This is a genomic window from Streptomyces sp. WELS2 (assembly GCF_013870595.1).
GTDB lineage: Bacteria > Actinomycetota > Actinomycetes > Streptomycetales > Streptomycetaceae > Streptomyces.
Genome location: NZ_JACBWZ010000128.1, coordinates 1 through 12,009 on the forward strand (window position 1 = coordinate 1; position 12,009 = coordinate 12,009).

At 71.8% G+C, this 12,009-nt stretch carries 9 protein-coding genes and 1 pseudogene; 6 read left to right on the top strand and 4 right to left on the bottom strand.

Annotation, left to right across the window (positions count from 1 at the left end; all coding sequences use genetic code 11):
- Positions 1-293: 293 nt before the first annotated feature.
- From H5J33_RS11060 to H5J33_RS11075, 4 genes are all read right to left on the bottom strand, one after another.
- The gene (locus tag H5J33_RS11060) at positions 294-707 is read right to left on the bottom strand and encodes an SgcJ/EcaC family oxidoreductase (protein ID WP_181794722.1); all 414 of its coding nucleotides are present in this window, start codon (positions 705-707) and stop codon (positions 294-296) included.
- Positions 695-1,699 carry an SDR family NAD(P)-dependent oxidoreductase gene (locus H5J33_RS11065; RefSeq protein ID WP_309485378.1) on the bottom strand — a complete coding sequence of 335 codons (1,005 nt, stop codon included), beginning with the start codon at positions 1,697-1,699 and terminating at the stop codon, positions 695-697. The genes H5J33_RS11060 and H5J33_RS11065 overlap by 13 nt, the downstream gene beginning before the upstream one ends.
- A gap of 448 nt (positions 1,700-2,147) precedes the next feature.
- Positions 2,148-2,897: an SDR family oxidoreductase gene (locus tag H5J33_RS11070; RefSeq protein ID WP_181794723.1), complete on the bottom strand. Its 750-nt coding sequence runs from the start codon at positions 2,895-2,897 to the stop codon at positions 2,148-2,150.
- A gap of 16 nt (positions 2,898-2,913) precedes the next feature.
- Positions 2,914-3,651: an SDR family NAD(P)-dependent oxidoreductase gene (locus tag H5J33_RS11075; RefSeq protein ID WP_181794724.1), complete on the bottom strand. Its 738-nt coding sequence runs from the start codon at positions 3,649-3,651 to the stop codon at positions 2,914-2,916.
- A gap of 117 nt (positions 3,652-3,768) precedes the next feature.
- Here H5J33_RS11075 and H5J33_RS11080 point away from each other — a divergent pair, with 117 nt between their 5' ends.
- The 6 genes and pseudogenes from H5J33_RS11080 to H5J33_RS11100 all read left to right on the top strand — a co-directional run.
- Entirely contained in the window at positions 3,769-4,368 is a 600-nt protein-coding gene (locus H5J33_RS11080) for a TetR/AcrR family transcriptional regulator (protein WP_181794725.1), read from the top strand.
- Positions 4,369-4,917: 549 nt separating this feature from the next.
- Positions 4,918-5,418: pseudogene (locus tag H5J33_RS37365) on the top strand (hypothetical protein); the annotation flags it as partial.
- Between the two features lie 6 nt (positions 5,419-5,424).
- On the top strand, positions 5,425-6,846 hold the full coding sequence (locus tag H5J33_RS11085; RefSeq protein ID WP_181794728.1) for a hypothetical protein: 1,422 nt from the start codon (positions 5,425-5,427) through the stop codon (positions 6,844-6,846).
- Positions 6,843-8,267 carry a VWA domain-containing protein gene (locus H5J33_RS11090; RefSeq protein ID WP_181794726.1) on the top strand — a complete coding sequence of 475 codons (1,425 nt, stop codon included), beginning with the start codon at positions 6,843-6,845 and terminating at the stop codon, positions 8,265-8,267. Before H5J33_RS11085 ends, H5J33_RS11090 begins: the two co-directional genes overlap by 4 nt.
- A 62-nt stretch (positions 8,268-8,329) precedes the next feature.
- The gene (locus H5J33_RS11095; RefSeq protein WP_181794727.1) at positions 8,330-9,442 is read left to right on the top strand and encodes an AAA family ATPase; all 1,113 of its coding nucleotides are present in this window, start codon (positions 8,330-8,332) and stop codon (positions 9,440-9,442) included.
- A 17-nt stretch (positions 9,443-9,459) separates the two neighbouring features.
- Positions 9,460-12,009 (top strand): DUF5682 family protein (locus H5J33_RS11100; RefSeq protein ID WP_181794729.1); only part of this gene is annotated, 2,550 nt, incomplete at its 3' end.

The following is a 12,009-nucleotide window of genomic DNA, read 5'->3' on the forward strand; positions in this document are numbered from 1 at the left end:
CGCGGATCCGGTCGCGGCCGCCGTGGCGGGCCGTGCGGGGAGCCGGGGGCGGGACTCCTTGATGGTGAGCTGCCGGTTCGTCGGCCGGCGGGTGGGCGGCCCCCCTCCGGGTGGGGCAGTGCGAGCGGTGCACGGTCTTCTCGATCCGGTCGTACCAGGCGAACGCGTGGCCCCGGCACGGTGAAGGTGGCTCACGCGGCCGCACATCCGCGGCAGGTCGGGAGCACGGACGATGTCCGCCGCGTTCGACGTGCCAGGGTGGAACGGCCACGCAGCCAGTCCGTCCGGATCGATCAGTCGGCGACGACCGCCGTGTTCTGGCAGGCGGTCAGCAGCCAGCGGCCGTCGTCCTGCTTGACCATCACATACAGCGGGGCTCCCTCGCTCTCCTCGTCCGGACTCAGGTAGCGCTGACGAACCTTGACCGCCGCGACATCGGGGCGGATGAAGAGCACGTGGACCACCTCGTAGCCGACCTTGCCGTCCCAGTCGGCCGCGGGCAGCACCTCGCGGGTGAACTCCGATATCGCGTCGAGGCCGATGAGAACCTTGCCGTGGGCCGTCGTCCAGACCGCGTCGGGGTGGAAGAGGGCGAGGAATTCGTCGGGATCCTTGTGCTGCTGGGAGTGCTCGACGGTGGCAACGACCTGCTTGAGGGCTTCGATGTCTGCGGCGTATGCCGTGGATTCCCTGGTCATGTGGGCCATCGTGCAACCTCAAGCGCGGTTGGGATCAAGAGAGCGGTCGGTCCCTGACCTCGCAATCGACCGTCCGGGTGGCGGCCCCGGCGTCGAGGTCGAAGGGGACACCTGTGAGCTGCTGGCTCGTTGCCCACAGCCGCCTGCCCTCCGCGGGGTCGTCGGCGCCTGCGGGGAGTCTGGCGGGCTTGGGGGGCGCCGGAGGTCTGGTCCCGTCCGGCGGGACCGATGAACTGGCCCCACTGGACGTACGGGCTGGTCGCCGCGTACAGGGAGGGCCAGGCCGCACCCTCGGCCGAGCCCATGAGCAGGCGTGCGGCGATCGGGGTGACCACGCGGCTCAGAGCGCCGTTGCCGTGCCGCTGCAGACCGGTCATCGCCGACCCCGGGTGGACGACGAGCGCCTCGACGGGGCTGCTTGCGGTGCGGCGCGCGAGTTCGAGGGTGTAGACGATGTTGGCGCGCTTGGACTTGGCGTAGGCGCCCATGGCGCGGTAGCCCTCTTCGCTCATCAGGTCGTCCAGCCTGCCGATCGGCCACCGTGCCGCGATGGCGCTGACGGTGACCACGCGCGGTGCGGACGAGCGGCGCACGGCGGGCCAGACCTGGGCGTCGAAGGCGAAGTGGCCGAGGTGATTCGTGCCGACCGTCATCTCGAAGCCGTCGTGGGTGGTCCGCCGCTCGGGCAGGTTTATCACGCCGGCGTTGTTGAAGAGCAGGTCGACCGTCTCGGTCTCGGCGATTCGGGTGGCCGCGTCGCGGACGGAGGAAAGGTCGGAGAGGTCGAGCACAAGGGTGTCCGTCCGGGCCTCGTGGGTCGCGGCGCGCACAGCCTCCGCGGCCTGGTCCAGTTTGGTCTGGCTGCGGCCGGCCAGGATGACGCGGGCCCCGTGCCGGGCGAGCGCACGGGCGCTCTCGAGTCCGTTCCCGCCGTTCCCGCCGGTGATCAGCGCCGTGCGACCGGTCTGATCGGGGATGTCGTCGGCAGTCCAGTGGTCCACTGTTGTCACGCTCCTCGGATTCGTCGAGCCGCGCCGTGGACTTCCTGAAGGCGCCGGTGCCGCGGTGTTGTCCCAGGGTGGCGCAGCCCGAGGCCTCCCGCTTTTCAGACCGGTGGTCTGTTCGGCTGCGATCCCAACGTAGAAGACCACCGGTCTGACCGGACTTCGTGACCGCCCTGCAGGAGATGCTGGCCACGCTCACCGTGGGCACCATCGCCCGCGCCTCCGCCTGAGCCCGGTTCTGCCCCACTCGCCCTGGAACACCCGCGCGCGACATCATCGAGGTTGCGGCGAACGGCACGTCCAGGCAGCAGCCGTGGGCCGGGCCGGGCCGCGGCGGCGCGCGGTGGGGCGCCCGCGACCAGGTACGACGAGACCACCACCTCCTGCGAAGCGGCGGTCTCTCACTTCGTTCCCGCTCTGGGCGAGACCTGTTGGAAGGCGGACCCTAGTAGGCGAGCTGCCCGATGCCCCCGTCGACGCGCAGCACGGTCCCCGCGGTGTAGGCGGATTCGTCGGAGGCGAGATAGACCGCTGCTTTCGCCAACTCGGTGGCGGTTCCCAGGCGGTGGAGGGGTACGGTCCGCCGGATTCGCTCGTACAGGGCGGCCTGGCGCTCGGGGCCCAGGGGTGCGAAGGCGTTGGTGACCGTCGGACCCGGGCTCAGTCCGTTGACGCGGATGCCCCGGTGCCTCAGTTCATGGGTCAGCCCGCGCGTGTAGGAGAGCAGGCCCGCCTTGGCCGCGCCGTAGACCGTCGCGTTCTCGTGTCCGATGTACGCGGAGACCGAGCCGACGAGGATGACCGAGGACTGCTGCGAGAAGAGCGGCAGCAGGTCCCTGATCAGGAAGAACGGCGACTTGAGATTGGTCGCCATGAGCCTGTCGAACGCCTCCTCGGTCCATGCCTCGATCGGGAGGTGGGTGATGTCGGCGGCGTTGCTCATCAGGACGTCGAGCTTCGGCCATTCCGCCCGCAGGCGTGCCGCGAGCGCCGCCTGGCCGGGTACGTCGCCGGCGTCGCTGACAATGGTCAGCAGCGGGCCGTCCAGTTGCCGTGCCGCCTCGTCCAGTCTTTCCCGCGAGCGGCCGGTGATGGCGACGGTCGCTCCCTCGGCGAGGAACTCCCGGGCCGTTTCCAGGCCGATGCCGCTCGTCCCTCCTGTGATCAGCGCGTGCTTGCCCGCCAGACGATCCATGGTTCCGTTCCCCTTTTCAGATGGCGGTGCGGCCACCGTCGGCGGCCACGATCGCGCCGGTCATGTAACTGGCCCGGTCGCCGGCGAGGAAGGCGATCACCTGGGCCACCTCGGCCGGGTCCGAGGTGCGCTTGAGCGCGGTGGCCAGGCCCATGCCGCCCATGTCCGGGCCCATGGCCGCGACCACCTTCGAGGTGCGCATCGGGCCGGGGGCGACGGCGTTGACCCGGACGTTCGACCCGGCGAACTCCGCCGCCCAGGTGCGGGTCAGCGATTCGAGCGCCGCCTTGGTGGCGCCGTAGACGGCCATGCCCGGCATACCGAGACCGGCCGCGGTGGAGCTGACGTTGACGACGCTGCCGCCGCCGCGCGCGGCCATCTTCCGGGCGAGCAGGGCGGTGAGCAGGAACGGGGCACGCACGTTGACCGCGAAGGCGGCGTCGTGGCTCGAGAGGTCCTGCCCGGTGGTCGGGGAGAACGTCATGACGCTCGCGTTGTTGATCAGGATGTCGACGGCTCCGGCGTCCTCGGCCAGTTGCCGCACGCCCGCCGGGTCGGACAGATCGGCGGTGACGAAACGTACCGTACCGGCGGCTGCGCCGAGGTCTTCCACGACCCGGGCGCCGCGCCGCGGATCGGTGCCGGTCAGAACCAGGTCGGCGCCGCCCTCGGCCAGCACCTTCGCCGTCGCGTGCCCGAGTCCGCCGAGCGCGCCGGATCCGGTGACGAGCGCCCTCTTGCCTGCGAATTCCATGGCCCCACCCTTCGTGCCGGCCGCCGGGCGACCGACTTCTATGCAGCCGTTCAAGAAGTGCCGCACCGGAAGCTACGACTTCTTGAACGCCCAGTCAAGAAGTCGTAGGATCGACACGTGGCACGAACCGGACGCCCCCGCGAGTTCGACAGGGAACAGACGCTGGAGCGCGCACTCGAACTGTTCTGGTCCCGCGGATACGGAGCGACGTCGATCCAGGACCTGGTCGACGCGCTGGGCGTGGAACGCGGCAGCCTGTACGGCACCTTCGGTGACAAGCGCCGCTTCTACCTCGAAGCCGTCAGGCTGTACTGGGAGGTGTACGAGCGGCACCTGACCGCCGTCCTCGACACCAGCCCGCTCCTGCCCGCCCTGCGGGAGATCCTGACCCATCCGGTGCGACTGGACGAACTGGTCTCCGACGCGGGCGTGCCGCAGGGCTGCCTGGTCGGCAACACGACCGCCGAACTCGTCCCCCAGGACGGCGAGGCCACAGAGGTCGTCACCCGCTCGTACCGCCGGTTCACCGGCATCGTCGCCGACGCGCTGCGCCGCGCACAGGCCGCCGGAGAGGTCACGGACACGTCCTCCCCCGAGGCCCAGGCGCAGCTCTTGCTCTACGTCGTCCAGGGCCTCTCGCTCGTCTCCAGGGCGGGGCTCGACAGGACGGCGGCCCTGGCGGCGATCGACACGGCGCTGGACGGGCTGCGGGCGTGACGGAACTGTCGGGGCGGCGCTGATCGACCCGGCCCGCACGCCTGCCGGGCGGGCGGCGGTGAACGGCGACGCGGCGCCCGGGCCACTGCGAGGGCTGCCACCCCGTCCCGCCCCACAGGCCCGGCCGGGCCCCGTCCGTCGACCGGACACTCGGCGAACAGCTGTGACCGTTCGTGCCGCGGGCCGGACCGCGCAGCCTGCCGATCGTGCTCCTGGCAGGGCCGCTGATCTCGTCGGGGCAGCGCATGGGAAACAGGACCAGGACATCTTCCGCGCCCACAGCAACGCCGGGGCGCCCTCTGCCGGATACGAGCCCCGCCTTCCTCCGCCGCAGCCGACCCTGACGACGACTCCGGCCGGCCGGGGAGCCGTTGGCGCCGCGGCGTGCCCCCGGCGGCGCCCTGTGGCCCGCACCGCGCCGATTCGGGCCTTGGTGGCCCGCCGCGGGCCCACGGAAAAGGGGCGTTGTCAGTGGGTCCCGATAACTTGATCGATGTCCCGCCGATCCGGCGTCGAGGACTTCCCTTGTGCTGCGAAGGAGATGGTGCGTTGTCCGTTTTCGAGAGGTCGAGCACGGCGCGGGTGCTCCCGCCCGTCCGGCCGCGCAAGCTCGCCAAGGTGCCGTTCGTGGAACTGGCCGACGGACGCCTCCAGGGCGTCGTCTCCAGCGGCTCGGCCATCGAGCGGGTCTACGTCTCCTCGGTCGCCGCAGGGACGTACGCCTACGCGTGCAGCACCAACAACAACCGTCCTTGCGGCGGCGCCCGGGGCGGCTTCTGCAACCACATCGGTGCCCTGATCAGCGAAGCGGTGGTGCAGTACGGTGCCGAACGCGTCGCCCGCTATCTGCGGGCCGACCTCGCAGACGGCGAGTTGAGTGCGCAGACGATCAACGCCGGCATGAGCGCGACCCGCCCGTCCCCGGCGGGCGGCAAGGCCGCCGCATCCGTCTTCAGCCGGTTCCTGCGCCACCTGACCTACCTGGAACTCGCCCCCACCACGCTGCCGTTGCCGGAGATGCAGTGGTTCCCGGCCACGCGAGCGGAGGCCACGGAAGTGCTCTCGCAGGAGGCCGGCGCGGACGCGGAGGAACGCCAGGACACCCTCACCGAACCCGTGGACGGGCTGGTGGAGGCGTTGGCCGCCGTCGACGCCTTCGACCGTGTTCTGACCGGCGGCCTGCTGCGCCCGCGACCGGCCCAGGCGGAAGGCCTGACCGTGCTCGCCGACGCGGTCGCCGCGAGCCCGCTCGCCGCCCGGGTAGCCGAGGCCGCCGAGAAGGCGGCGGCCGGCGCCGCGAGCGAGGACCACTTCGTCGTCCTCGCCGCCGCACGCACCGCCCTGCTCGGCTCCGCGCACGACGCGCTCACCGCCCGAGCGGACGAGGTCACCGGTCGGGCCCGCGAGGAGACGACCGTGCCGGACGCCGCCGGAGGGCCGGCGCCGAACCTGCTCGCCGCGGCCCGCTCCTGGCTGTGCGACCTGGCCCGCACCGGCTGGCAGGGCATCGATCACGACGTGGTCTCCGGCGCCGCCCAGGTCGTCTCCGCGATGCTCCCGGACCCGCGGCTGCGCCGTCTGGCGACCCTCCTCGACGGTCTCGCCGCCGAACTCGCCGCGTCCTGCCCCGGCACCTCCCTGGAGCGGATACCGGCCCGCCGGTGGGCCGATCTGTGGGCACGCGGCATGCTGCTGACGCTCCCCGGCGCAGGAACCCCGCCCGCCACACGGACCGTCACCGGGCGGCTGTTGCCCCTCGGCGTCGACCTGCAGGAACACGCCACCGCCGTACAGGCCCAGGTGCACGCCGTGTTCGAACCGGCCGACGGCACCGCTGCCCGGCTGGTCCGGGCGAGTGTGTCGGTGCCCAAGCCCGACACCGTCCTCGGCGCCGGGCTCTGGCAGCTGCTCCGCCCGCACATGACGCTTCTGGCCGCGGCCGGCGAGGGCCGCTCCATGGACCTCACCGACATGCCCGTCACCGCCGACGGCGACCTGATCTGGCAGGACGACCACGCCCGCCCGGGCGAGCCCGCCGACCCCTTCGCCACCGCACGCGTCGCCCTGCCCACCGCCGCCATGACGTCGGCCACACCCCTGGACCGGCACCCGGCGCGCCTCGCCGAGCCCGTGTTCCTGGAGGGCTACGGCATCGACCGGGACGGAGACACGGTGACCTTCACCCTCCCCACGCACCGCCTGCCCGTCGACACCGACCGCGTCCCGGCCGCCGGCCCCCTCACCCCGCAGGCCGTCGCCGCCTCCAGCGCCTGCATCGGGCTGCTCCGCTGGGACGCCGGGCGCTTCCGCCTCCAGCCGCTCGCCGTGGAGACCACCGTGCGCAGGAAACCGGTCGCGGTCCACGCCGGCGCCTGGGCCGGAGGCACCACCGACAAGGCCGGGGCCAAGGCCGAGAAGGCCGCCACCGACGCGGTGGCCGTACTGCGCGAACGCGCCGGAAGGCTGCTGCGGAAATGACCGACCACACCACCGAGGGGACCGCGCTGCCCGGCGCCGACGAGAACCGCCGGCAGGTCCTGTACTGGCGGTTGCTCGCCCGCCTCTTCGACCACGAGGAGCAAGCCACCTTGGAGTCCGCCTCCCTCGCCGTCGTCGAGGACATCGGACTGCCGCCCGCGCTGCTGGACCCACAGGCCTCCATCGACGCCATCGTGCAGCGCCACCCCGAGCTGGCAGCCGAACTCGACGCCCTGATGGTGCCCGAGACGGACGAGGAAGGCCGCGACCGGGCCGCCGAGGTGCGCCGCGCCGCCCTCGTCTCCAAGGTGCTGCTCAACGTCCTCGCCACCGGCACCGGTACGGTCACCGCAGGGCAGCTCGCCCGCTGGCAGTCGGACGCCGGATGGCTGGAGCGGGCGCTCGGCTGCAAGCCCGGCGAACTGCGCGGCGGCCGGGGCGCAGGACGCGGCGCGGGAAGCGCGGGCGGGGGAGTGAGCCCGACCGGCACCCAAGGCGGCGGCCGCACCCCCGACCTCGGCAGGCTCGTCCCGGAGATCGGCCCCGAACTCGGCGCCCTGGAAGCCGACCTGGTCAAGCGGATGCACCTGCGCGAAGTCCTCGCCGACCCCCGGCTCGCCGCACAGCTCACCCCGAGCATGTCGCTCATCGAGCAGCTGCTGCGCGACAAGAACAACCTCTCCGGCGTCGCCCTCGCCAACGCCAAGGCGCTGATCCGCCGCTTCGTCGACGAGGTCGCCGACGTCCTGCGCACCCAGGTCGAGAAGGCCTCCGTCGGCGCCCTGGACCGGTCGGTCCCGCCCAAGCGGGTCTTCCGCAACCTCGACCTCGACCGCACGATCTGGAAGAACCTCACCAACTGGGACCCCGAGGAGGAGCGGCTCTACGTCGACCGCCTCTACTACCGGCACACCGCCCGCAAGACGACTCCCCAGCGCCTGATCGTGGTCGTCGACCAGTCCGGCTCGATGGTCGACTCGATGGTCAACTGCACCATCCTGGCGTCCATCTTCGCCGGACTGCCCAAAGTCGACGTCCACCTGATCGCCTACGACACCCAGGCGCTCGACCTCACCCCCTGGGTGAGCGACCCCTTCGAGACCCTGCTGCGCACCAACCTCGGCGGCGGCACCGACGGCACCGTCGCCATGGCCCTGGCCCAGCCCAGGATCGCCGAACCACGCAACACGGTCGTGGTGTGGATCTCCGACTTCTACGAATGGCGGTCCGAGCCGCTGTTCGAGTCCATGGCCGCCATCCACCGCTCCGGCGCCAGGTTCATCCCCGTCGGCTCGGTGACCAGCTCCGGCCGCGGCAGCGTCAACCCGTGGTTCCGGGAACGCTTCAAGGACCTCGGTACACCGGTGATCTCCGGTCACATCCGCAAGCTCGTCCACGAACTGAAGTCGTTCCTCACCTGAGCCGTCCCCGTGCCTCGGCACTCACACCTCTGCCTTCCCCTTGTCACCGAAAGGCCATCGACATGTCCGACCTGCTGCGCGCCCCCGCCGAGATCAAGTACGCCGAGGAGCTGGACTGGCTGGAGTCCATCGACGGCGACCCCAAGCCCTACTCCTGGCGGCTGTCCCCCAAGATGATCCGCCTGTTCATCCTGGGCTCCGAGCGGGCCGACGGCCTCGACCGCGAGGTCTCCCAGAAGTGGTTCGGCGACCGCGGCATCGTCGAGCGCGCCATCGTCACCCTCGCCTCCGACCGTGGCCTGCTGCTGATCGGCGACCCCGGCACCGGCAAGAGCTGGCTCGCCGAACTGCTCGCCGCGGCCGTCTGCCGCAACTCCACCCTCGTCGTGCAGGGCACGGCCGGCACCACCGAGGACCACATCAAGTACTCCTGGAACGTGTCCATGGTCATCGCCAAGGGCCAGTCCCGCGAGTCGATGATCCCCTCGCCGATCATGACCGCGATGGAGAACGGCGTCATCGGCCGCTTCGAGGAGCTGACCCGCTCCACCAGCGACGTCCAGGACGCACTGATCTCCATCCTCTCCGAGAAGTACATCTCGGTGCCCGAACTCGACAGCGACAACATCGTCTTCGCCAAGCCCGGCTTCAGTGTCATCGCCACCGCCAACAGCCGCGACCGCGGCGTCAACGACCTGTCCTCCGCGCTCAAGCGCCGCTTCAACTTCGTCCGCATCCCGGTCGTCACCAACAAGAAGAGCGAGGCGGAGATCGTCCGCTTCCGCACCGAGGAACTGCTGCGCCGTCACCGGATCGAGCTCGACGTGGCGCCCACCCTGCTGGACGTGCTGCTGCAGAGCTTCGCCGACCTGCGGGCCTCCGCCGCCGCGGCGGGCAGCGACGACGAGAAGCTGGAGTCCGCGTTGTCCACCGCCGAGCAGATCGGCGTGCTGGAGGACGCGGTCCTGCACGGCAACTTCTTCGGCGAGCGCGCACTGACCGCCCGTACCCTCGCCTCCTCGCTGGTCGGCTCGCTCGCCCGGCGCGAACCGGAGGACCTCGCCATCCTCAACAAGTACCTGCACGGCGTCGTCGAGCCGCGCAGCAAGGAGGAGGGCGGCTCCTGGCCGGAGTTCCTCGAAGGCGGCCGCGACGCGATCGCCACCCTGTCGTGACCGCCCGCACCAGCACCATGGAGAGCACGGTGAACGAGGGAACCTTCTCCGCCCTGCGCGCCCAGCTCCAGGAAGCCGCCGCCGCGTTCGCCGGCGGGCCCGACGCCCTGGAGGGCATCCTCCTCGGCATCGTCGACGACGTCGACCGTGCCCTGCGCGAACCGCTGGAGATCTTCCCGGTCTGCCACCACTCGCCCGCCTCCGCGCTCGCCATGGCGCGCCGGCTGCGCGAGAAGCAGCCCAAGGTGGTCTACCTGGAACTGTGCGAGGACATGGCGCCGCTGCTGACCGAGCTGCGCAACTGCCGGCTCCCGGTCGCGGTGCAGGCGTTCGCGACCGAGGTCGACGGCTTCCCCGCCGAGTGGGCCCCGCTGTCGGTCGTCGCCCCCATCACCGAGGCGTCCGCCGAGTACCAGGCGATCGCCTACGCCCTGGACACCCCGGGCGTCGAACTCGTCCTCGTGGACCGCTCCTCCGACCACGTCTTCCAGTGGCAGGAGAGCAGACACGAGTCCGCCGCACCCGCCGACCCGGACGCACCGCCCGCCGAGGAGGAGGCGGCACTCCACGGCGACGCCGTCGGCGTCGAGATCGGCGACCTGCGCCCGCGCTTCGCCGAACTGGAGGAGCACCTGCTGCGGCACGGCAAGGTGCGGCACTGGTCGGAGTGGTGGCACCAGTACGTCGAACTGCCGCTCGGCGACAGCGACCACGACACCTACCGCCAGGTCATGCTGCTGATCGGCAGCCTCTTCCGGCGCCTCGCCCCCGGCGAGGCGCACCGGGTCCGCGTCGACGAGGACCGCGAGCGCCACATGTGGACGCGGATGCGCGAACACCTCGCCGCCACCGGCACCGACCCGGCCGACGCCCTCTACGTCTGCGGCGCCTACCACGCGGCCAGCCGCGTCGAGGAGTTCGGCGTCCACGGCAGCGACACGTTCACGATCAGCCCGCCCAGCGCCACCAAGTGGCGGCACGGACTGATCCCCTCCAGCCACGCCGCGATCGAGGCGCAGTTCGGCCTCGCCGCGGGGTCGGTGTCCATCGCCGCGACCCAGTGGGCGAAGAACCTCAAGCGCACCCGGGTCAAGCCCTACCGGCTCGCCGGGCAGGCCGGCACGAAGACCCCGGAGAAGACCGCCAGGACGCCCGCCGCCCCGGCGCCGGCCGGCCAGGACCCGGCCTGCGACAGGCTGACCGGCTTCCTGCAGCGGCCCCCGGTCCTGGACCGGCTCGACGAGGCCGAACTCCTCGGCTGGTCCGTGGAGATCGTGCGCGCCGCCCGCCGCAACGGCTACCTCGCCTCCACCGCCGACGCCATCGCGGTGTTCGAGACGTCGATCCTGCTCGCCGGGATGCGCGACCGGGCCAAGCCCACGCCGTACGACTTCCAGGACGCGGCGGTCACCTGCATCGAGAAGGACACCGTGCCCGGCCGCCGCGATGTGCGCCGCCTCGTGGAGACCATGCTCGGCGGCGACCGCGTCGGCCAGGTCGGCTACGACGCCCTGCCGCCACTCGCCCGCGACGTGCACGACCGGCTCGCCCCGCTCAATCTCAAGCTCCAGCAACGCGGCGTACAACGGGCGCTGCTCGACATGCGGTCCCGGCCGGAACTCCAGGCATGCTCCGACGTGCTGTGGATGCTGCGCCACCTGATGCCGCACGGCGCCGCACGCACCGTCATGGGCGAACGACGGCTCGGCCAGCGCTCCCTCCAGGAGTCCTGGGACCTGGCCCTCGGCACCCACCAGCGCGCCCTGATCGAGCTCGGCTACGAGGGCGTCAGCATCGAGCAGGTCCTGGAACAGCGTCTGCGGCGCACCGCGTACGGCCCGCAGGCGACCACGGCGACCGTCCTCGAGGCCGTCGAGGACGCCACCCTCTACCTCGGCGGCCACCGCCTCGCCGACGAACTCGGCCGGCACGCCCTTCAGGTACTGGCGACCGAACGGAGCGTCGACGGCGCACCGGAGGTGCTGCGCCGGGTGCGCGGACTGCTGGCCTACTACCGCACCAGCGAGCCGTCCCTGCCCGCCTGGATCGAGTCCTTCGTCAAGACCGGCTACGCCCACTACTGCACGCTGCTCCCGACGGCGTTCGCCGACGACGACGCGAGTGTCCGCCAGGTCGCCGCCATGCTGGGCTTCCTGTTCAGCATGGAAGGCCTCGCCCTCTCCCTCGGCTGCGACCGCAACCAGCTGGAACTGGCCGTCGCCCAGTCCCGTCCCGAGGAAGCGGCCAAGACGGCGCTGCTGTGGGCCGCCAAGACCCAGCTCGGGCATCTCTCGCGCGCGGACCTGCGCACCCGCTGCGACGAACTGCTGGGCAACCCCCTGACCCTGCCCGCCTATCCGCGCTACCTCAGCGGATTCCTGCACGCCCTGGAACCGGCCCCCGGCCTGGCCGACTTCGCCGTCGAGGCCGTCTCCCACGCCTTCGCACGCCTGCCGGACCCGGTGTTGCTGCCCTGGCTGCCGGTCCTGATCACCACACTGCGGGGAAGCGGCGCCGACCTGGCGCCCCTGCTGATCCGCGAGGCCGGCCGGATCTTCCCGGGCCGG

Coding starts and splice junctions, on each gene's coding strand:
- H5J33_RS11075 (WP_181794724.1), bottom strand. CDS start 3,651: ATGGAATTCGCAGGCAAGAGGGCGCTCGTCACCGGATCCGGCGCGCTC.
- H5J33_RS11070 (WP_181794723.1), bottom strand. CDS start 2,897: ATGGATCGTCTGGCGGGCAAGCACGCGCTGATCACAGGAGGGACGAGC.
- H5J33_RS11060 (WP_181794722.1), bottom strand. CDS start 707: ATGGCCCACATGACCAGGGAATCCACGGCATACGCCGCAGACATCGAA.
- H5J33_RS11095 (WP_181794727.1), top strand. CDS start 8,330: ATGTCCGACCTGCTGCGCGCCCCCGCCGAGATCAAGTACGCCGAGGAG.
- H5J33_RS11090 (WP_181794726.1), top strand. CDS start 6,843: ATGACCGACCACACCACCGAGGGGACCGCGCTGCCCGGCGCCGACGAG.